At 36.6% G+C, this 21566-nt stretch carries 23 protein-coding genes, 1 tRNA gene and 1 riboswitch; of the genes, 8 read left to right on the forward strand and 16 right to left on the reverse strand.

The genetic code is table 11. The features are described 5' to 3' along the window. Positions 1-40 precede the first annotated feature (40 nt). Positions 41-955: a BamM family beta-barrel-assembly machinery protein gene (gene bamM, locus LB076_RS12620; protein ID WP_066336676.1), complete on the forward strand. Its 915-nt coding sequence runs from the start codon at positions 41-43 to the stop codon at positions 953-955. A 172-nt stretch (positions 956-1127) separates the two neighbouring features. Here bamM and LB076_RS12625 read toward each other — a convergent pair whose 3' ends face one another. The 6 genes from LB076_RS12625 to LB076_RS12650 form a co-directional block, all read right to left on the reverse strand. Next, a complete protein-coding gene (locus LB076_RS12625; RefSeq protein ID WP_066336674.1) occupies positions 1128-2081 on the reverse strand; it encodes a transketolase family protein in 954 nt (317 codons plus the stop codon). An 84-nt stretch (positions 2082-2165) separates the two neighbouring features. Further along, positions 2166-3014 carry a transketolase gene (locus tag LB076_RS12630; protein WP_066336673.1) on the reverse strand — a complete coding sequence of 283 codons (849 nt, stop codon included), beginning with the start codon at positions 3012-3014 and terminating at the stop codon, positions 2166-2168. A 211-nt stretch (positions 3015-3225) separates the two neighbouring features. After that, positions 3226-3543 carry a rhodanese-like domain-containing protein gene (locus tag LB076_RS12635; protein WP_066336671.1) on the reverse strand — a complete coding sequence of 106 codons (318 nt, stop codon included), beginning with the start codon at positions 3541-3543 and terminating at the stop codon, positions 3226-3228. A gap of 1 nt (position 3544) precedes the next feature. Then, positions 3545-3835: a rhodanese-like domain-containing protein gene (locus LB076_RS12640; RefSeq protein ID WP_066336668.1), complete on the reverse strand. Its 291-nt coding sequence runs from the start codon at positions 3833-3835 to the stop codon at positions 3545-3547. A gap of 591 nt (positions 3836-4426) precedes the next feature. Next, the gene (locus tag LB076_RS12645) at positions 4427-4600 is read right to left on the reverse strand and encodes a hypothetical protein (protein WP_157776692.1); all 174 of its coding nucleotides are present in this window, start codon (positions 4598-4600) and stop codon (positions 4427-4429) included. A gap of 66 nt (positions 4601-4666) precedes the next feature. Beyond that, positions 4667-4993: a DMT family transporter gene (locus tag LB076_RS12650; protein WP_066336665.1), complete on the reverse strand. Its 327-nt coding sequence runs from the start codon at positions 4991-4993 to the stop codon at positions 4667-4669. A gap of 374 nt (positions 4994-5367) precedes the next feature. Between LB076_RS12650 and LB076_RS13735 the strand changes: the two genes are divergently transcribed. Then, positions 5368-5613 carry a transposase gene (locus LB076_RS13735; RefSeq protein ID WP_232505685.1) on the forward strand — a complete coding sequence of 82 codons (246 nt, stop codon included), beginning with the start codon at positions 5368-5370 and terminating at the stop codon, positions 5611-5613. 167 nt (positions 5614-5780) lie between these two features. Here LB076_RS13735 and LB076_RS12655 read toward each other — a convergent pair. Together LB076_RS12655 and LB076_RS12660 are read right to left on the reverse strand one after the other, a co-directional pair. Further along, a tRNA-Asp gene (locus LB076_RS12655) sits at positions 5781-5854 on the reverse strand. Positions 5855-6060: 206 nt separating this feature from the next. Further along, on the reverse strand, positions 6061-6594 hold the full coding sequence (locus tag LB076_RS12660) for a DUF4252 domain-containing protein (protein ID WP_066332127.1): 534 nt from the start codon (positions 6592-6594) through the stop codon (positions 6061-6063). Positions 6595-6910: 316 nt separating this feature from the next. Here LB076_RS12660 and LB076_RS12670 point away from each other — a divergent pair, with 316 nt between their 5' ends. Further along, positions 6911-8356, forward strand: a complete 1446-nt coding sequence (locus LB076_RS12670) for a S41 family peptidase (RefSeq protein ID WP_066332132.1) — start codon at positions 6911-6913, stop codon at positions 8354-8356. A 98-nt stretch (positions 8357-8454) separates the two neighbouring features. Here the strand turns inward: LB076_RS12670 and LB076_RS12675 are convergent, their stop codons facing one another. The 6 genes from LB076_RS12675 to cobU all read right to left on the reverse strand — a co-directional run bounded on the left by LB076_RS12675 (position 8455) and on the right by cobU (position 15039). Continuing rightward, entirely contained in the window at positions 8455-10368 is a 1914-nt protein-coding gene (locus tag LB076_RS12675) for a TonB-dependent receptor plug domain-containing protein (RefSeq protein ID WP_066332134.1), read from the reverse strand. 77 nt (positions 10369-10445) lie between these two features. Next, positions 10446-10700: riboswitch (cobalamin riboswitch) on the reverse strand. Between the two features lie 72 nt (positions 10701-10772). Next, positions 10773-11297: an alpha-ribazole phosphatase family protein gene (gene cobC, locus LB076_RS12680; protein ID WP_066332135.1), complete on the reverse strand. Its 525-nt coding sequence runs from the start codon at positions 11295-11297 to the stop codon at positions 10773-10775. After that, positions 11282-12079 (reverse strand): adenosylcobinamide-GDP ribazoletransferase, encoded by a 798-nt coding sequence (locus LB076_RS12685; RefSeq protein WP_066332136.1) that lies wholly within the window; start codon positions 12077-12079, stop codon positions 11282-11284. Before LB076_RS12685 ends, cobC begins: the two co-directional genes overlap by 16 nt. A 74-nt stretch (positions 12080-12153) precedes the next feature. Then, complete coding sequence (cobT, locus tag LB076_RS12690; protein WP_066332723.1) at positions 12154-13845, reverse strand: nicotinate-nucleotide--dimethylbenzimidazole phosphoribosyltransferase; 1692 nt, start codon at positions 13843-13845, stop codon at positions 12154-12156. Between the two features lie 13 nt (positions 13846-13858). After that, the gene (locus LB076_RS12695; RefSeq protein WP_066332139.1) at positions 13859-14533 is read right to left on the reverse strand and encodes a Dph6-related ATP pyrophosphatase; all 675 of its coding nucleotides are present in this window, start codon (positions 14531-14533) and stop codon (positions 13859-13861) included. After that, positions 14530-15039 carry a bifunctional adenosylcobinamide kinase/adenosylcobinamide-phosphate guanylyltransferase gene (gene cobU, locus LB076_RS12700; protein ID WP_066332726.1) on the reverse strand — a complete coding sequence of 170 codons (510 nt, stop codon included), beginning with the start codon at positions 15037-15039 and terminating at the stop codon, positions 14530-14532. Before cobU ends, LB076_RS12695 begins: the two co-directional genes overlap by 4 nt. A gap of 162 nt (positions 15040-15201) precedes the next feature. On the opposite strand from cobU, the gene LB076_RS12705 reads away from it, so the two are divergent. The 3 genes from LB076_RS12705 (at position 15202) to LB076_RS12715 (ending at position 18294) form a co-directional block, all read left to right on the forward strand. Beyond that, positions 15202-16344 carry an ABC transporter substrate-binding protein gene (locus LB076_RS12705; RefSeq protein WP_066332141.1) on the forward strand — a complete coding sequence of 381 codons (1143 nt, stop codon included), beginning with the start codon at positions 15202-15204 and terminating at the stop codon, positions 16342-16344. 94 nt (positions 16345-16438) lie between these two features. After that, complete coding sequence (locus LB076_RS12710; protein WP_066332143.1) at positions 16439-17470, forward strand: iron ABC transporter permease; 1032 nt, start codon at positions 16439-16441, stop codon at positions 17468-17470. A gap of 44 nt (positions 17471-17514) precedes the next feature. Next, positions 17515-18294, forward strand: a complete 780-nt coding sequence (locus LB076_RS12715; protein WP_066332728.1) for an ABC transporter ATP-binding protein — start codon at positions 17515-17517, stop codon at positions 18292-18294. An 81-nt stretch (positions 18295-18375) separates the two neighbouring features. Here the strand turns inward: LB076_RS12715 and LB076_RS12720 are convergent, their stop codons facing one another. Together LB076_RS12720 and LB076_RS12725 are read right to left on the reverse strand one after the other, a co-directional pair. Then, the gene (locus LB076_RS12720; RefSeq protein ID WP_066332144.1) at positions 18376-18825 is read right to left on the reverse strand and encodes a tRNA (cytidine(34)-2'-O)-methyltransferase; all 450 of its coding nucleotides are present in this window, start codon (positions 18823-18825) and stop codon (positions 18376-18378) included. A gap of 15 nt (positions 18826-18840) precedes the next feature. After that, on the reverse strand, positions 18841-19425 hold the full coding sequence (locus tag LB076_RS12725) for a pseudouridine synthase (RefSeq protein ID WP_066332145.1): 585 nt from the start codon (positions 19423-19425) through the stop codon (positions 18841-18843). Positions 19426-19664: 239 nt separating this feature from the next. On the opposite strand from LB076_RS12725, the gene LB076_RS12730 reads away from it, so the two are divergent. Both LB076_RS12730 and LB076_RS12735 read left to right on the forward strand, forming a co-directional pair. Then, on the forward strand, positions 19665-20027 hold the full coding sequence (locus tag LB076_RS12730) for a hypothetical protein (RefSeq protein WP_066332147.1): 363 nt from the start codon (positions 19665-19667) through the stop codon (positions 20025-20027). A gap of 172 nt (positions 20028-20199) precedes the next feature. Continuing rightward, positions 20200-21555: a DNA recombination protein RmuC gene (locus LB076_RS12735; protein WP_066332149.1), complete on the forward strand. Its 1356-nt coding sequence runs from the start codon at positions 20200-20202 to the stop codon at positions 21553-21555. Positions 21556-21566: the final 11 nt, after the last annotated feature.

Raw genomic sequence — 21566 nt, forward strand, 5'->3', positions numbered from 1 at the left:
AAATCAATATTGTATCTTGCGCACTTAAAAATCAGCTATAATGAACAAATTTAAGTATTATTTTATTTTATCAATTACAACATTGTCTTTATTTTCATGTTCAAAAAATGAAGATCCAATACCCGTTACTCCTCCAAGAGCATATAGCGTGCAATATCCAACGGATTTAAATGATATCGAACAATATTTAAAAACATACTACATAACCGTATCTGCTGATTTTGATGCTACTATAAGCAAAATTCCAGAAGGAGGATCTCAAATATCTATTTGGGATCAGAAAATATACCAACTAAAAAACAGAATAGTACGTTTGCATGCAGTAGATTATAAGGTATATTATTTAGTTTTAAGAGAAGGTGTTGGCGAATCTCCTACTAATACAGATGGTGTTTTGGCAGCTTACAAGGGCGAGTACTTACAACAGGTGACCACTGCGGGAGTGACTAACTTGACGGCCACCTTTTTTGAGGAAATTAAGTTTCCAGAAACGTTCCTTTCTTTAAACGCTACCATTACTGGTTGGAGCGAAATTTTTCCACAGTTTAAAACGGGTAATTACACTTCCAACCCCGATAATGGCAAAATTACGTATACTGATTTTGGCGCAGGAGTCCTTTTTATTCCTTCTGGCTTAGGATATTATGCTACAGGTACAGAAGGCATTCCTTCCTACGCTCCTTTAGTTTTTAGTTTTAAACTACACGAAATACTACGTTTTGATAGTGACGGAGATGGTGTTTTAAACTATTTGGAAGATATAAATAAAGATAAGTATGCTTACGATTTTAGAAATACGTTTCTACACCCTACAACGCCATCCGTAAATGCAGATGATACCGATGGGGATGGTATTCCTAATTATAAAGACATTGATGATGATGGAGATGGATTTACCACTAAGGCAGAAATAGCTGCAGGAACAGATTATTTAAACAAAAATGAGCACCCATAAAACTAAACATCTTTCTAAAATATTTGGTAGTAAAAAGTCTCTTTTCTTTTCTTGAAAAGAGACTTTTTTATTGTAGATAAAGTAGATACTATTTTCAAAAAAGAGCACTTTTTTTATATACAAAAGCCGTTATCTTATATAAGATAACGGCTTTTATTTTGTATTATCTAAACTATTTTCGAGTAAGCACTTTTTCTACGGCTTCTACAATTGCTTGGTTGTTCAATTTGTATTTATCCATTAATTGCTCCGGTGTTCCAGATTCTCCAAAGCTATCATTAACGGCAACAAATTCTTGTGGTGATGGGTTGTTTAGAGCCAATACTCTAGAAACACTCTCTCCTAGACCTCCCAAAATATTGTGTTCTTCGGCAGTAACTATACATTTGGTTTTGGCCAAAGATTTTAATATAGCAGCTTCATCAAGAGGCTTGATAGTATGAATATTAATTACCTCTGCAGATATTCCTTTGGCTTCTAATGCTTCGGCAGCTATAAGTGCCTCCCAAACCAAGTGTCCTGTTGCAACAATAGTTACATCGGTACCTTCATTAAGTAGAATTGCTTTTCCAATTTCAAAAGGTTGGTCTGCTGGCATAAAATTAGGCACTACTGGACGTCCAAAACGCAAATATGCTGGACCATGGTGGTCTGCTAACGCAAGGGTAGCCGCTTTTGTTTGGTTGTAATCACAAGTATTGATTACGGTCATGCCAGGCAGCATTTTCATTAATCCAATATCTTCCAAAATTTGGTGTGTTGCACCATCTTCTCCTAGAGTTAATCCAGCATGCGAAGCGCATATTTTTACATTTTTGTCTGAATAGGCTACCGATTGACGAATTTGGTCGTATACTCTTCCGGTAGAAAAGTTAGCAAAAGTTCCTGTAAAAGGAATTTTACCACCAATGGTTAATCCAGCAGCAATTCCGATCATGTTGGCTTCGGCAATTCCGATTTGAAAAAAACGTTCTGGATGGTTTTTTTTAAAATCATCAAATTTTAAAGACCCAATTAAATCGGCACATAGCGCAACTACATTCTCATTTTTTTGACCTAATTCTGTCATTCCCGCTCCAAAACCTGAACGGGTATCTTTACTTCCTGTATTTGTGTATTTTTTCATTTTTTTAAATTCAAAAATTTAAAAATTAATAATTGAAATATTTTGAGTGGCAATTCAAAACGTACAATTCAAAATTTAAAATTATTAGTAATCTCCTAAGGTTTCTGGGTTTTGCGCAAATGCAAGTTCTAGTTGGGCATCATTGGGTGCTTTTCCGTGCCAAGCATGGGTGTGCATCATAAAGTCTACTCCATTACCCATTTCGGTATGTAATAATACACAAACTGGTTTTCCTTTTCCGGTTCTAGACTTCGCTTCATTCATCCCTACAATAATAGCAGTGATATCATTTCCTTTGGTTATCTCTACAACATCCCAATCAAAGGCTTCAAATTTTGCCTTAATGCTTCCCATGGCCAAAACTTCATCGGTGGTACCGTCAATTTGTTTTCCGTTAAGGTCAATTGTTGCAATAAGATTGTCTACTTTTTTGGCCGAAGCATACATAATTGCTTCCCAGTTTTGCCCTTCTTGCAATTCACCATCTCCATGAAGAGTGTAGATTAAGTGGTTGTCTTTATTTAATTTTTTTGCTTGTGCAGCACCAATCCCTACAGACAAACCTTGACCTAAAGAACCGGATGCTATACGCACTCCTGGCAAATTGTCATGGGTTGTTGGATGTCCTTGCAATCTAGAATTGATCAATCGGAATGTAGCTAACTCAGCAACCGGAAAATAACCGCTTCTGGCCAAAATGCTGTAAAATACGGGAGAGATATGTCCATTGGATAAAAAGAAAAGATCTTCGCCAATTCCGTCCATATCAAAACCTTCTTTGCGTTCCATGAGGTTTTGGTATAAGGCAACTAGAAATTCTGTACATCCTAATGAACCTCCAGGATGCCCAGAGTTTACGGCGTGTACCATTCGAAGAATATCTCTTCTTACTTGGATAGTTAAATCGTTTAATTGTTGTGTGTTAGGCTTCATTTTTTGTGTAAAAGTTAAACTAACGCAAAGGTAATTTTTATTTTGGCGCAAGACAAGGGATTTTTGATTTTGTTCTAATGGCTTGGTGTGCGGTTTTAAGCTGTGTTTTGGATTATAATTTAATCCTTAAATCACCAAAAGCTTTAGAAAACAGGAGAAAATGTCTAAAATTCAAAATGTTTAATTTAATTAGTTTGTGTAAAAATACCTTTTAATGAGATATTTTGTTTTGTAAACTACTCCAACCTCCGCCATTATACACGGTAGTAAATCCAATTGATTTTAAGGTATTTTTGGCTGCAGCACTACGCATTCCGGAAGCACAACAGGTGATTATTATGGTATCTTTTTTAATTTTTGATATGGATAGATTGAGTCCATTCAGAGGCATATTGATTGCTTGTTTTATATGGCCTTGTTGGAATTCTGAAGCAGTTCTAACATCAATAATAACAGCCCCTTTTTGAAGTAAATCTACATAATCTACCGCTGGAGTCCATCCTAATAATTTTTTTATACGTGTCCACATTTTATAGTATGTTTTGAGATTTATAATAGTTTAATTCTAACCAAGATCCGCCATTATAACACGCAACACCTTGTTCGGACAAAAAATGCTCTGCTTGACCACTTCTGTTGCCAGAGGCGCAACATAAAATTAGAGGCGAAGGGAGGTTTTTTAACTCTTCAAGTCTTTCTGGAATTTCATTTAAGGCAATATTTATAGCTCCCGCTACGCTACCTGCCATAAACTCTCCATAAGAACGCACATCTATAATGGTGCCGGAATTTTGCTGTATTAATTCTTCTACTTTTTTCATGTTGTTTGTTTTTTTAATTTTTTGCTTACCACTTATAGTATTGGTATTCGTATTTAAAACAAAATTACAGCATAAAGAAGCTACCTACAGTAACTTTTGTTACATAACAACCAAATAATTATAAATACTTAAAACGGTTGCTTTAGTGCTATTTACCTACAGTTATCTGCAGCTAGTCTTTGGAAAAAGAACCATTCAACTAAATTAATAGAATAAAAACCAAGTTAAGGTTACTTTTGATTGTACTTGTTTGCAAAATTAAAAACAGACCCATCGATTATTTAAGTTGGTTATTAAATAGGTGTACAAAACGCAAACTTGTTTTTAAAAATACTAGTTTTTAAAAGTAAAATAGATTGTTGTGTCACATTTTTGAATCCACAAAACAGAGACCTGGTCTCAAGCATTTGTAATTTAGTTGTTATTTATAATGCAAATTTGTAACCGCAATCAAAACTAGGGATAACAGCCTTAACACCTATTGTTAAGGCTGTTTTTTTTTGATAAATCTAACAAATAACTTCTTGGTTTGTACTTTGTATGGTTAACTTAAAAGCCATCCGGACGGTTTAATATTTTGGGTTGTACACCTTATTTAATCCTTGTTTTACGCTCCACAAATTGTCCAAAATAATAAGCAATAAGTATCGGAATAAGCGCTAGCCCAACATACTTTTCTATCCATCGAAACTCCGATAAGAATATCAAAAGGACGGCAGCTAATATTGTAAATGCAAAATCTACTATTACCTTCTTTTTCTTCATAGTTTTATTTTTTTTTAGCAACAACCTTTGCTATTTTGTTATTCATTTATATATTTTTTTAAAACGCTAGTTTCCCAACGTTTTAAGACCAATAATAGACCCAATTAATGTGGTTAAAAAAAACAATCTCCAGAGAGTTACTGGATCTTTAAAAAATAATATTCCTACCAGCACCGTGCCAACAGCTCCAATCCCTGTCCAGACTACGTATGCAGTACCCAAGGGTAAGCTTTGGGCTGCTTTAATTAGCAGTGACATACTCATTATTAAGGATAACAAAAAACCCAAATACCATGCATTAGATTCGGTTCCAGTTGTTTCCTTGGCTTTACCTAAACAAAAGGCAAAAAGCACCTCAAATAATCCTGCAATAATTAAAAGTAACCAATTCATTTTTTTTTCTTACAAATATAACAGCTATTTAAGTAGAAAAACAAAATCAGGAGGTAACCGTTACTTTTATTTTAAAATAAGGTGTACTCAAAAATCACAGATAAGGTTTTGTAATCTCGACGAATAGAAACATACTCTTTCAAAATATTTCGGTTCATTTGACGCCTTATTTCTAAACTATATTTGTCCTGAAGTTTATATCCAAATGTTAATCATGTAGTGAATACTTTAAGAATTAACTACAGATCCACCAACTCTTTTGTACAAAATAGAAGTCTTTATTTATATCTCTCCACAGGTTTTAGGATTGATCTAAAGAAGCTTACAATCTATCTCAAGAATTACGGAACATTTTTGAAAACACAACGGATAAAATCATTGGTTTTGCCAGACTAGCTAAATGGCATGAAAAAGTAAATCAATCTGGTTTTAAGTCTTTCAATACAATCTCAAGATCGATAATGAATCATTATCAAAGCATATTAAACTATTTTGATAACAGAAGTACTAATGCATCAGCAGAATCCTTTAACGCCAAAATAAAAGCTTTTAGATCTCAGTTTAGAGGTGTTCGAAATGTAGAATTCTTTCTTTTTAGGCTAACTACTATTTATGCCTAATTCTTGTCGCTCCACAGGTTTTGGGATTGATCCCTATTTATGCTTAATTTTTGCTACTCCACAGATTTATGTCTTGATCCGTCGTAACGTAAACAACACAACTTTCTTTAATACTTTATAGGGACAAAAAAAGCCTTTCATTTCTGAAAGGCTTTCTCAATATTTAGCGGTCTGGACGGGACTCGAACCCGCGACCCCCTGCGTGACAGGCAGGTATTCTAACCAACTGAACTACCAGACCCACTGCTATATTGCGGTGCAAAGATACAACAGAAGAAAGGATTACACAAGTACTTTTTTGTGTTTTTATCTGTTAAAAAATCTAAAAAAAACCAACCTGCTGATTATTAACACTAATAACTTAAAATTATTTTAAAATCAATAACTAGTTTTTATAAAAACAAGAATAAACTTACAAAATATACGTTTTAAAAAATGGGTATTGGGTTAATTTCTTTGAACTTTGGTTGCCTTTTTTATATCCGAACCGCCAGGAAGATGCATTTTATCGGTAAGTATGGCAATTTCATTCAAATCAAAAGTACCAAGCATGCTCATCAGAATGGTTTGATTTTCTGAATTGGTGCTTTCCATAAACAATAGCAGCTCTTTGATATTAATACTATCGTTTGCGGGTTTGGTAGCAATCCAAATATTTTTGCCATTTTCTTGAATACGCACTAGCTCTTCTAAACCGGCCGTTTTGGCATAAGCAGTAGCCGCTGCTTTCATATCCATAGAAATCTTAGTACTGGCGGTCGAAAAAACTTTTAGATTGTCTAATTTTTTTATCAAGCTCATATACCTTTGTGTTTCTTGGTCTGAAGCATCGACACTAACTTTACTCATTAGTTCCAACATTTTTTTATTGACTATAATTGTGGTTACCTCTTCGTGGTTGCTAAATTTATCAAAGCTAGTTTGAGCCAATAAAGCATTTGTAAACAAAAGTACCACCAGGCTAAGTATTGCTTTTTTCATTTTTATGTTTTTTATCTATTATTTTAAATTAAATTTCAAATCCACCTATATATGTATACTGCATATTTTGTGCCAATATCCATACTTTAGACGCACTAAATATATTGTTTTATTTTAAATCAAGGCCTCATTGGGTTATTTTATACTCTTTTAACAACAAAACCCAAACCAAATCACTGGAGACATTTAGTTACAAAACTGCTAACTTACTGGCTATTTTAGTATTGGAGTCCACATTAAATTTTTATAAATCTAAAATTATTGAAACAAAAGGTAGTATTTTTACGTTTGTATGGTTTATCAAAATTTACAAAACATGAGAACAACCTTGGTATTTGCACTAGTAGTATTTTGTTGTAGCAGCCTTTTTCTGAGTTGTCAAGATATGGATGACGTACCTACTACAGACAATTTAGTGGTTCAAGATTTTGTATGGAAAGGGCTCAACTTGTATTATTTATGGCAACCAGAGGTAGTAAATCTAGCCGATAAACGCTTTGTAAATCAGCAGGATTTAAACCATTTTCTGACCGGATTTTCGGCTCCAAAAGACGTATTCAATGCCTTATTGATGGATAAATCTATAGATCGTTTTAGCTGGATTGTGGATGATTATTTAGCCCTAGAAGGTACATTAGAAGGAACAACCAAAAACAACGGCTTAAAATATGCTCTGGCCTACAAGCCTGGCAGTACTCAAGAGTTGATTGGCTACGTTAGGTATGTAATCCCCAACTCTAGTGCGGCAGCCAACAAGGTGCAACGTGGTATGTTGTTTTATGGCATAGACGGCAGCCAACTAACGCTGAGCAACTACCGATCGTTGCTCGCTAAGGAAAATTATAGCATAAATCTTGCTACCTATCAGAATGGCATCATTATTCCTGGCACAGAATCTATTGCATTGACCAAAACGGTTCTATCCGAAGATCCGATATTTATTCATAAAATAATCTCTAAGGCAGACCATCAAATTGCCTATGTAATGTACAACGGATTTTATAGCGCATACGATACGGCTTTAAATGAAATATTTGCCACTTTTAAGAATCAAAAAATAACCGATTTTGTTTTGGATCTCCGATACAATGCTGGAGGATCTATAAACACCGCTACCCGATTGGCTAGCATGCTAACGGGGCAGTATACCGGCAAAATTTTTGCAAAACAGCAGTGGAACCCAAAAATTAATAGCTATTTTGAATCCAATAATCCTCGAGCACTCCAAAATAATTTTACAGACAAAATAGATAACCAAGCCATCCATAGCTTAAATCTCAACCAAATTTACATTTTAACCTCCAAAAATACCGCATCTGCTAGTGAATTAATCATTAATGGATTAAAACCATACCTCAACGTTATTCAGATAGGAGATGTGACTACGGGCAAAAACGTAGGTTCGGTAACTCTATACGACTCCCCTACTTTTGGCAAAAAAAACCGAAACCCAAAACACCGTTATGCCATGCAACCCATTGTTCTAAAAATGGTCAACGCTACTGGCCAAGGCAACTATACCAAAGGGATTGAACCTGATTTTTTGCTGCTTGAAAAAGTATCTAACTTAGGGGTTTTAGGAACAGACACAGAACCTTTATTAGGTGCCGCTATTGCAAAAATTACTGGGGTTAACCCCATGGCAAAACACCTTATTGTAGAGCCAACATTAGTCCCGTTTTACGAAAATAAAACACCTCCAGAGCCCAACACCATGTATCTGGAAGAAGCTCCAGAAGGTATTTTGAAGGCCTTGGATTAAGCATCCGAAATGACTACAAAAAAAGCCGTCTTATAATTAAGACGGCCTTTGGATACTGGTGTTTCGGGTTTGTAGTTCCCAAACACCGCTTTTAATTTTTATAATAAAATAGTCAAACCGGCTTTGATATTTCTTCCTCTTGTACTAAAACCTCTAGATTCTACAAAATCTTTATCTAAAATATTATTTGCTGCTGCAAAAACATGCATTCTGTTTTTAATCAATTCGTACCGAAGGTTCATGTTAACCAATTGATAATCCTCCAGTATTGCAGTATTCAACACCGGAGCATATGCTGGTGCGGGATAAGTGGTATACTCTAAATAACGATCCGAAACAAATTGGTAACTTGCAGCCAAATTTAAACGCGAGCTAGCCTGAAAAGCCAACTCTAAGTTCGCTTTGTGTTTCGGGTTTAAAATTCTAGATTGCTTTTCTAATTCCGTAAAAGTATAGTTGGCATGAATAGTTGCTCTATCACTCCATGCGTAGCTAATCATAGTCTCTACGCCTCTTGCTTTATTTATTCCTGCAACATTAAAATACTTGTAGGTCATTAGGTCAAAACCAATGGCATTGGTTTCTTCTCTCAAAAAAGCAACAGAAGACAGGGTGGCTTTTTTATCTAAAAAACTAGCCTCAAAACCCAATTCGACCGTAGCGTCTTCTTCTGGAGACAAGTCTAGATCTCCGTAAGAAGAATACAATTGGTACAAACTTGGCGCCACAAAAGCCGTGCTATACGACGCTAGCACCTTAAGTGGTAGGCTACCCAGGCTGTAGGATGGATTTACATTAAACACTAAATTAGTTCCATATTTGCTGTGCACATTTAAACGTGTTCCTGCATTTAGATTAAATCCAAAATCCGAATTATAAACTCCCGTTGCATAAGGGTCTATCATATTAAATTTTGCCAATTCTGTTGGAATAACACTATAATCACTTTTGTTGGACATTTCATGAAACTGAAATTGCGCTCCAGTAATCACAACGACCTGATTGTTGATTTTGTATTTATTGAAGGCATCTGCATTGACGCTTCTGGATCTGTAGTAAGAAAAGCTTCCAAAATTAAATAGGGATCGATCCATTAAATTGGCACTCGTTTGCAAAACCAATTCTCCTTTATTGTATCGGTACTTTGGGGTTACTCCTACTCTATATTGTTCTGAGGTGCCAAAATTATTTGGGTTATCTGCAAAGGATCCGGAGTCAAATTCATTTTTCATTTTGTCATAATTGGCAAAAAAATCAAAACTTAGTTTTTGGTTCGGTACAAAACCTACCTTTACTAAAGAGTTGACCCTCGAAAAACGATCTTCTTCAAAAGGAGTTTGGTTAAGGCGTGGTTTTGCTTCGGATATACCTGTGGTTTCGGTACTATTTAACGAGGCAAAATAATTTATTTTTTGAATCTTGCCATGCAAACCAAAACCTTGGTTAAAATCATTAACGCTATAATCCTTTTGTTTGGCTACCATTTGTGTCCCCATATCCATGTGCACATTTGCGGCAATTTTTTGATTGGTTGCTTTTTTTAGAGTAATACTAATTACTCCTGTAGCGGCGCCAGAACCGTATAAGGTGCTTGCGGCTCCTTTCATGATTTCGATGCTTTCAATCTGTTCTACAGGTAGCAAGCGCAAATCATACGACAAATTAATACCCGAGGCATCTGTAACTGGAACACCATCGATCAAAATCAAAACCTGATGTCCTCTACCGCCACGTAAATAAACCCCTAGATCTTTACCATTACGGCTTTGGTTTCCGTTAATTTCTACTCCAGCAACAGTACTCAATATACTTGCTAAAGATTGGCCTTGCTTTTTCTTTAAATCTGCAGCAGTAATGCTCACAATTACTTTACCAGATTTTTCTTTTGGTAAAGCAAATTTTGAGTCTAAAATTACTACTTCTTCTAACGGATTTGGTTTTTGTTCTTGCGCCATACCATGCATGGCAAACAACAATGCAATCGCACTAATGCGAAGGATTTTTTTGTTCATTTTAATACTATAAAATTTAAAAAATTAGGGAGAAAAGCATAGCGTGACCCATACCCAAACTTTTTTTCCCGAAAGTTTGATACTCAGCATACTAGGCAGGTCTCCTGGCTTGCGTCTTGTTGTTTACCTTCCCAAGGGACTAAATAAAATCCTCTCAGTGGCTTTGTAGTTAACAACAAGCTTTATAGCTTACAGTTGCGGGTACAGCTCAGGACTGCTCGTATCCAATACTTTTATACAAATGTAAAAGCATGGGTGTTAGAGGGCACCTGATTCCCTTTTAATGTGTTTATAAAAAATTAAAAACACAACCTCAATACGGCGGCAAAGATACTGCTTAATTGGGCTACAAAGCAAGTTCAACAAAAGTATTACGTAACCTTAATGTGGTATTTTGTTAGGATCTACCCGATTTTAATTTGGATAACCGCACCAAAATCTACTTTGTTTTGAAAAGCATCTTTTAAGGCCAAAGAGCTTATTTTACATAAAATACTTCGGATTACTCCAGCATGCGTTACTAATACCACCGGGCCCGAAGGGTTTGAAAGGAGTTCTTTTTTAAAAAAATCATCTACTCTTTGGTACAGTTCTACAAAAGATTCTCCGTTAGGCACCTGTATGTTTACAAAATCATCCATCCAGGGCTGCAACTCCTCAGGTGCAATGGCGTTCCAGGGTTGCAACTCCCAATCTCCAAAATTCATTTCTAGCAAACGGTGGTCCAAAATGGGAGATTCCGATAGATATTTGGCCAAATAAACGCACCGAGATAACGGGCTAGAATACACCGTTGCTCCTACCGGAATTTGCGCTTTGATCTCTTCAAAAATAGGCAAATAAGGGGCTAATAAACCAACATCGGATTGTCCGTAACAAATTTCTTTTTTGCAAACCGTTTGGGTATGCCGCACTAAATAAACTTCCATAAAACAACCATCGTTATATAATAAACCACCTCACAAACTTGTTGGGTTGCTCCCAAACAATCTCCGGTATATCCCGAAATCCATTTTTTAAAATATCGAGCCATCAAAAATCTAGTTCCAAAAACAGGTAGCAAAACCAATAGTACTTGCCATTGCAAATAAGCCAAAGCCAAAAGAGGTAGTAATCCAAAGAAGAATGCTCCTAGAACTTCTACCCATGTAAAACTTTGGGCAATAGGCTTGCTCTTGCTACTGGCATCTTCGCGAGAATATTCTTCGGTAAAAATAATAGATATTGCTGCCAAACGACTCAAAGAATGTGCCGTGACAAACCATCCAAAACAAAATAAATATGGTGTTGTGCTAAGCAAGAATGTGGCTTTTACCAAAGCAATAAGTGCCATAAATTTTAGCAATAATAACAAAACCACCCCAATGGCACCATAGGCTCCTATGGCGCTATCTTTCATAATCAAAAGGATTTTTTCTTTGGTCCATCCGCCGCCAAAACCATCACAAACATCCGCAAAACCATCTTCATGAAAAGCTCCCGTAACCAAAACCGAAATAACCATCGATACAACCACTGCTATTTCGGGGGTGGTTAGATAATTACTCCAAACAAATACTCCAAAGGCCACTGCTCCAACTATCCAACCAATTAAAGGAAAATAACGCGTAGCTTGGTTTAAATATTCCGGATTATGATCTATGTTTTTAGGACACGGAATTCGGGTATAAAATAGCAGTGCTGTAAAAAATAGATGTACTTGTTTTTTCATGATAGTGTTAAAATAGAGATAGAGATTAGCTTGTATGATATATAGTTTTGCGTTTATTAGGCTTTATTTAGGCTTTATTTAGAGTTTACATTAGCGCTTTCAAAAGTGGCCATTTTATTCAAAAAAGCCAACGCAGATTCTATAATTGGAAAAGCAATTGCACAACCAGTACCTTCGCCTAAGCGTAAATCCAATTGCAATATAGCCCTTGCGTCTAGATAATCTAAGAGTTTTTTGTGTGCTTGCTCTGCAGATTCGTGGCTAAATAGGGCATTTTTTTTGAGTAAAGGGTTTTGTTTTAGAGCTATTAAATAGGCAACGGTACAAATAAATCCATCTACCACAATAAGCATGTTATGCCGGTAGGCTTCTAGCATTGCGCCTGCTATCTGAAAAATTTCAAACCCGCCAAAATAGGCAAGTTGTTGCTCCAAAATATCGGTTTTGTTATAGTTTTGGACTGCTGTTTCTAAAATTGCAATTTTATGCTCTAACTGCTCTGAACTAGCTCCTGTGCCTTTGCCTACGCATTCCTTAATCGGAATTTTTGTTAGTATGTGCATCAATACCGAAGCGGTGGAGGTGTTGCCTATGCCCATTTCTCCAAAACAAATGCAGTTGCTTTCTGTTTTGGCTACATCGGCTACAATTGCGGCTCCTTTGGCAAAACACAAATCCAATTCTGTACCACTCATTGCTGGGCCATGCAAAAAAGATTGGGTACCTTTGGCTATTTTGGCCGAAATCAAATTAGAATTGGCTCCAAAATCATAATTTACTCCCGCATCTACCACCAATAGTTGGATGTTATGTTGGTTGCAAAACACATTAATGGCTGCTCCACCTGCCAGAAAATTTGTCAACATTTGTTGGGTTACGTCTTGCGAATAGGTGCTTACGCCATGCTCTGCAATGCCATGATCTGCTGCAAAAACTATCAAATGTGGCTTTTTTATCTCCGGGGTTGTGGTCTGAAAAATTTGTCCAATTTGTAGCGCTATGTCTTCCAAAAAACCCAAAGAACCTTTAGGCTTGGTTTTGTGGTCTATTTTTGCTTTTAAGGCAACTGAAATAGCGGTATTACAATTGGTTTGCGAATTGGTTGTACGGTTTGCGGGCTCTTTTGCTGTAGCGGTATTAATCGGGTTTGCAAAATTTATTTCTTGCACAAAAGGGGCTGTTGTTTTTTGTTTCCAATTTAATTGTTGTAGCATGGGTTGGTTGCCATAATTGGTTGCTGGCTTGCCTACGCAAAAGTACCCCAATGGCTCTATATGATCTGGCAATCCGAGTAGTTGCTTAAATTGGTGGTAATTTAGTATCGAAATCCACCCCATAGAATAGCCTTGCTCTGTCAAAGACAACCAAATATTTTGAGCTGCACAAACGGAACTAAACTTTATTGCTTCGTTGCTGCCCACTGTACCTATTGTAAAATGGTTCAAAACAGACCGATCATAACCAATCACTAAGCCTAGTGGCGCTTCTTCTATGGCTTCTAGTTTTAAGGCTTTGTATGCTTTTTTTTGGGACTCATTATCGGTTTGATTTGCTGCTTTTTGGTCAAAATCTACAAACAATTTTTTAACTGCTTTTTTGATAGAATCGGATTTTATCAAGTAGTATTTGGTAGCATCTGTCAAACCTACTGAGGGGGCCCAATGTCCTGCTTGCAATGCTTTTTGAATAACCTCTTCAGGAACGGGATCTTTGGTAAAGTGTCGGGTATCCCTACGGGATTTTAGGATTTCATCTAAGTAGGTCATTTTGTTTTGCATTTTAGGGTTGGGCAAGTTGCTCTGTCTCTTCGGGCCAAACCACAAAGCAGTAATCATTATGGGTAGCAACCGAAAACTCTGGTAGGATAATGGGCTGCGAAAAAAGCGGGCAATTTACCACCAAGGTATGAAACTCTCCGTTCTCTCCACAAGGATCAATCCCTTTTTGTTTTAATTCGGTTGCTAAATCTTTGGTCAAAAGTTTTCCTAAATATCCTTCTCCCATGTAGGTATTGCAGGAAACAATTCTGGTCTGGATATCATTTTGTATCATTTGGTGTACTAAATCTATTCTGTCTTGTTGCCACAAAGGTAAAATAGATTGTATCCTTGCGGCTTTACAAACCATATCTTCCCAATCTTTATGGGCTTGCAAATCGATATCTCCAAAAACAGCGGCATCTAGATGGTATTGGGTTTTTAGATCTTGTAGGGTATGGATAAATTTTTGTTCATAATCTTGCCAAGTGGCTGCTATGGCTACTAATGGTAGTTGCATTCTTTGAGCTTGTTGCTTCAAAATGGATAAAGGCAAACCATGAGAACGGGATCTTTTGCCGTTTTCGTGCATCATATTGAGTAGTACTTTGGGAACCCAACCTTGGTTTATTGCTAACATCATAGCATAACAACAGTCTTTTCCGCCACTCCACGAGGTCATAAAATGCCTACTCATCCTTTTATGGTTAGCGGAATTCCAGAAATCATTACCACTACTTTATGGGCGTTTTGTGCCAAATATTGGTTCATCCATCCTTGTAGTTCTGTAAATTTTCGTCCCATGGGTGTGGCGGCATGTACTCCCATTCCTATCTCATTGGTAACGATAATAATGGTTGCATTGGGTTGGGCTGCTATTTTGGCAAATTCTGCTTTGGCTTGTTCTAAACACAAGGATACGTCATGGTTGGTATCTACAAAAAAATTGGTTAACCATAATGTAACACAGTCTATTACGGCAACTTTTTCTACAAAATCAATTTCGCTCCAATATTTTTCTTTTTCTATATTTATCCAGTGCTTGTCTCGGTCTTTTTGATGGCGTGCAATTCTGTTTTGAAAATCTGCATCCCATTTTCGGGCCGTAGCTACATACATTGGCGTATCGGAGAGTTGTTGGGCTAGACTCTCGGCATAGCTGCTTTTTCCGGAACGCTCCCCGCCAGTAATTAAGTATATCATGGTGCTGATTGTTAGGTTAGGGTATGGTGTTATGTTAGTGCTTTTATTTTTTTTAAAAACCCATACGCGGTAAAGATAAGGTTTGTTGTATTTTTTAGGATTAAAAATAAACAAGATTTTTTATATTTTCTTTTACCTTTGTCTCTATCTTAAAATAGATTCATGAAACTTTCTTTCTTAAAAACGCTTTGTTTAGTTGCCTTGTTTAGTTGCATTAGTTGCAAAAAAGAAGAATCTCCAGATACCAAATCCGTTACAACAGCTACCAATGAAGTCCAATATGCTCGTAGTTTGGCTATTTATAAACACAAAGGGTATACTCGGATAAAAGTGCTTAATCCTTGGCCTAATGCGCAAAAAAACTATACATATGTCTTAAAAGAAAAAAACGGAGTGGTTCCGGATAGTTTGCTTCAATATCCTTCTATTGGGGTTCCGCTAGAGTCTGTTGTAGTGACCTCAACCACAAGTATACCGTATTTAGAAATACTTGGTGTAGCAAAACGTTTGGTAGGTTTTCCGCATACGGATTATATTTCTTCCAAAGAAACAAGAAAATTAATAGACAAAGGAGTGGTTAAAAATGTAGGCCAAAACGAACAATTAAACATCGAACTATTAATTGATTTAAACCCAGAGCTTATTGTTACTTTTGGTATAGACAATACCAACCCCATGATAGACAATCTAGAAAAAAGTGGTCTAAAGGTACTCCTACAAGCAGACTGGATGGAACAATCTCCATTAGGAAAAGCAGAATGGATTAAACTCTATGGTGCGCTTTTTGGCAAAGAAAAAGAAGCAAAGATACAGTTTGACAAAATCGTAAAAAATTATACCGATGCGCTAGCTTTGGTTGCCACCAAAAAACCTACTGCAACGGTGTTATATGGTGCTATGTACCAAGACCAATGGTATGTTGCCAAAGCAAATAGCTGGGTAGCGCAATTTATAAAAGATGCTAAGGCAAATTATTTATGGTCTGATGTTGGTGGCACAGGCAGTATTGGGTTGCCACTAGAACGCGTTTTAGACAAAGCCAAAAATGCCACGTATTGGATTGCCACTGGTCCATACCGTACGGTTACTGAATTAGCAAACACCAACCCACATTATAGTCAATTTAATGCCTTCAGAACCAAACAAGTGTACACCTTTGAAGGTAAAATTGGTGCTACAGGCGGCACGGTCTACTATGAATTAGCACCCAGCAGACCCGATTTAGTTTTAAAAGATTATATCAAGATTTTTCATCCGGAACTAGTTCCCAATTACACCTTTGCTTTTGCACAAAAATTAAATTAAAAACCATTGCGTCCCACATGCCCAATCAAAACAATTTATTTAACCAAAAACTAACTACACACCATAGGGTTAGTGCTCTTATATCCCATGTATCTTGACAAGCCACAAACGAAATTTTATTTTATTCTCAGTACTTAGTATAGCCTTAGTGGTTTTATTTTTTGCAAACATTAGTTTTGGATCTATAGCCATTCCGTTCCAAGAGGTATTCAAAAGCTTAACCACCGGTCAGGCTAGCAAATCCACCTGGGAGTATATCCTCATTCACTACCGTTTGCCCAAAGCAATAACAGCCGTTTTGGTAGGCATGGGACTTTCTGTAAGTGGTTTGTTAATGCAAACCTTGTTCCGGAATCCTCTTGCGGGACCGTATGTTTTGGGGCTAAGTTCTGGCGCAAGTCTGGGAGTGGCCTTTGTTATTTTAGGCACTGCCTTTATGCCTGCTGGTATCGGAGATTTATTTAGATCTTCGTACGGAATTATTTTGGCATCCACCACCGGAAGTGCTATGGTATTATTGGCTGTTTTAGTAGTTTCGCACCGCCTACGAGATACTATGGCTATATTAATTGTGGGGCTTATGTTTGGTAGTTTTACTAGTGCTGTTGTTGGTACACTAACGTATTTTAGCACCGCCGAACAATTACAAAAATTTACCTTTTGGTCCATGGGAACCTTAGGTAATTTGTCCTGGACTTCTATTGGCGTATTGTCTGTGGCGGTTTTGGCAGGACTAGGCATAAGCTTGTTGAGTATAAAACCATTAAATGCCTTGTTACTTGGAGAGAATTATGCTCGGAGTTTGGGGCTTAATTTCAAAAAAACAAGATTTTTAATTATTCTTGCTACCAGTATTTTGGCCGGAAGCATCACTGCCTACGCAGGCCCTATTGCATTTATTGGTTTGGCTGTGCCGCATATTGCAAAACTTATTTTTCAAACTAGCAACCATTTGGTTTTGTACTGGAGTACACTTTTGTTAGGAGCCACAATAATGCTAGTGTGTGATCTTGCCTCTCAACTACCTGGTTTGGACCTAATTTTACCTATAAATGCCGTAACTTCGTTGCTTGGAGCACCAATAGTTATTTGGTTATTGGTTCGGAAAAAGAAAATGATGGGATAAGGTATACTTCTTTTCTTTTTTATAGAAATAAAAAAACAAACGCTATGAGCTCTACTATTCTAAAAACCAAAGAGTTAACCATTGGTTACAAGACCAAAAACCAAACTACGGTTGTTGCAAAAAACCTGAATCTAAATTTTGAAAAAGGAAAATTAATTGCCTTAGTGGGGGCTAACGGCGTAGGCAAATCTACCTTGTTGCGTACCATTACTGGCATTCAAAAACCTCTAGAAGGCAGTGTTTGGTTAGATGGCAAAAAAATAACCGATTACAGCCCCTTAGCCTTAGCCCAAAATTTGAGTGTAGTACTCACCGAAAAACTACCGCCTAGCAACCTAACCGTTTTTGAACTAATTGCCCTAGGCAGGCAACCTTACACCAATTGGATTGGCAGACTAAGCCCTACAGATATGGCCAAAATAACTACTGCCATGGAGCTTACACAAATTTCGGATTTGGCGCTCCAAAAGCATTACGAAATAAGCGATGGGCAATTACAAAAAGTGCTCGTTGCTCGTGCATTGGCTCAAGACACCCCACTTATACTATTGGACGAACCTACTACACATTTGGATTTATTGCATAAAGTTGCTCTTTTTAAACTCTTAAAAAAGCTTACAACCGAAACCCAAAAATGTATTTTATTTTCTACCCATGATATAGATATGGCCATCCAATTGAGTGACCAAATAATCATCATGACGCCCGAAAATGTAGTCCAAGACAGCCCTTGCAATTGTATTGCTAACGGCAATTTTAAGGCATTATTTAATGACGAAAGCATTTGGTTTGACTCTAACAAAGGGGCTTTTATCATCCAATAAAAGCACGCTGCAAACTATCCTAAACCACAAATCATAACACCAAAACCCATTTTGTTAGCTCAAACCATGTTTCATTAAAGATTACCAGCCTATTTGGCGTTTGGCCTCTCCAATTACAAAAGCTACCGCATTGGCGATATTAAAACTCCGGATGTTGGTGGCCATAGGTATTTTTAAATGGGTTTGAAATTGTTCTAAAACTGCCTCGGAGAGTCCACAACTTTCTTTTCCAAAAACAAGCCAATCTCCGTCCTGAAATGCAATGTCTAAATAGGATTTTTTGGCATGAGAACTCATCAAAAAAACTCTTGAAGTATCTGGTATCTGTGCCTTCCAATCTGCTAGATTGGCATATTCTGTCACATCAAGATGCACCCAATAATCTAATCCAGAACGTTTTAAATTTTTGTCATTAATCACAAATCCAAACGGATGAATTAAATGCAACTTGCTTTGTGTACCAACACACAAACGACCAATATTCCCGGTATTATTAGGGATTTCGGGTTCCACTAAAACTATATTTAACATGCTTATGGTATTAATTTAGTATTCATTATCCGGCATTTGAAGCGTTGCAACTGCTATAACTCCACCGGCTTCTAAAGTATTTAAATGTATGTTGCCTATTCTAACCCGAACCAATCGTAGTGTCGGAAAACCCACTGCTGCAGTCATTTTTCGTACTTGTCTAAACTTGCCTTCCTTAACGGTGATAGAGGCCCAAGAGGTTGGCCCATGACGAGGGTCTCTTATTTTTTTGGCTCTAAGCCCTAAATCTGGCGTTGTTGGGAGCAATTGGGCTTGGCATTTTTGGGTTAGGTATTTGGTGCCATTATAACCTATGGTTACCCCTGCTTTTAGTTGGTCTATTGCCTCTTGAGTAATCATTCCATCTACTTGTACATAGTATTCTTTTTCTACTTTTTTAGAACGAATAAGTTGGCTCATTTTGCCATCTGTGGTCAAGAGCAGCAAGCCTTCAGAATCTTCGTCTAGCCGCCCTATTGCCATGGTTCCTTCCGGAAAATCATACAATTCTCCTAGCAGTTTTTTTTTGCGTTTTAGCGCATAAACAAACTGACTTAAATAACCATAAGGCTTATGAATAATAAAATGCGCATGTTGCATATCGGACTTCGATTATATTTTAAAACCACAAAGATAACGTTGTTTAAATAGCATCAAAATAAGATTGACCTACGTATCCAAAATCTAAAAGCAATGTTAAATGATGTGGCTTTTTATTCCAAAAATAGTATTATTAACCTTGCTTAAGGTGTTTATCCACATTCTGTATCGCTCTTTAAATCACTAACAGATCCCTAGAATAGCACCTAACTACATTTTAATTTAAAAAACACACCAACATGGAAAAGAAAAATCTAAACAAAAAGCCTAACAACGAAGATTTTAGTAAAAAATGCTCCGAAAAAGAAAACAAATCGCCCTCCGATACAATGCCTTTAGAAATTGAAGTAGATAAAGATGGTCAACAAACCCTAGTACAAAGAGCAAGAAACAACCAAGAAATTGCTGCTATTGTACCCGAAAAAAAAGAAAAAGAGGCCGATAATGAAAATTTGAATCGTGGAGTAACCACCGAAAAAGAAGCCATGATAACGGTTGAGAATAAAGATTTAAACTCCGACATTACCGCCAAAAGATATCCAAATTCGCATCCTGACAACCACACCGACCGTGGCAACATGAATCGCAATGAAGACAAATAAATATCCAAAGAGAATAGCAACAATGGTTCAAAGCCAGTAACTTTTTAAATAAAAAAGCTACTGGCTTATTTTATTATTTTGGTGACAACACCTATTAGGCGGATATTTTTTGATCTAATTGCTATTCTAAATAATTTTATTATCCTTATTTTTATCCCAAAATAAAAATACCATGTCTAGCATGTTGTCCTCCTTTTTGATTCTTTTTAGTATTGCACTTGCAATAGGTATTTTTATAGGAAAACTTCTTTTTTCTGCCCATTTTCAGACTACAAAAATAAGTTTAGAACAGAAATCACTTGCTTTAACACTCCAACTAGACCAATTGAAAGAGCATTGGAAACACGAAAAAATAGCTTTAGAAAAAAAAATAGCCACCGCCCTTTTAGAAAAAGAAACCCTAAGAGACCAAAAAGATAGTCTGGCTATACAACTTTCAAAAAAAGAAGCAGATTTTGAAAACCTCTGGGAACGCAATAAAGAACAACGCAACGAAGTAGAAAATTTACAACAAAAATTCACTAAAGAGTTTGAAAACCTCGCAAATAAGATATTAGAAGAAAAATCCAGTAAATTTACAGCACAAAATAAAGAAAACATGCAAAACATCTTGTATCCGTTGCAAGATAAAATACAATTATTTGAAAAAAAAGTAGCCGATACCCACAAAGAAAGTATTGATTATCATGCTGCCTTACGCCAACAAATTATTGGCTTGCGCGACATGAATATTCAAATGAGTAAGGAGACCGTCAATTTAACCAAAGCATTAAAAGGCGATAGCAAAACACAAGGTAATTGGGGCGAGTTAGTGTTAGAGCGGGTTTTAGAAAAATCGGGCTTAGAAAAAGGACGAGAATACCAAATACAACAAAATTTCACTAATGCAGAGGGCCATAAAGTAATTCCTGATGTAGTAATAAACCTACCCGATGGCAAAAAAATGATTGTGGACTCTAAGGTCTCTTTGACTGCCTACGAAAAATACTGTAATGAAGAACAAGAAGAAGCAAAAGCGGTTTATCTGAAAGAACATTTGCTCTCTATAAAACGCCATGTGGAGCAATTAGGCGCCAAAAACTACTCGGAGGTGTACCCCATTGAGAGTCCAGATTTTGTCTTGCTTTTTATCCCAATTGAACCTGCCTTTGCCCTAGCATTAAACCAAGATATTGGCTTATACAATAAGGCTTTTGAAAAAAATATTATCATTGTTACTCCAGCCACTTTGCTAGCCACTTTACGCACCATTGATAGTATGTGGGCCAATCAAAAACAACAAGAAAATGCTTTTGAAATAGCACGCCAAGCTGGAGCTTTGTATGATAAATTTGAAGGATTTGTGACCGATTTAATCAAAATAGGCAAAAAAATAGACGAAAGCAAAACAGAATACCATGCCGCCATGAATAAACTCACTCAAGGAAAAGGCAACCTAATTGTAAGTGTCGAAAAATTAAAAAAAATGGGAGCCAAAGCAAAAAAAGCATTGCCCGAAACTATAGTACAAAGAGCCGAACAAAAATAAAAACCAATTTT

The organism is Flavobacterium crassostreae (assembly GCF_001831475.1).
In the GTDB taxonomy this organism is placed as follows: Bacteria; Bacteroidota; Bacteroidia; order Flavobacteriales; family Flavobacteriaceae; genus Flavobacterium; species Flavobacterium crassostreae.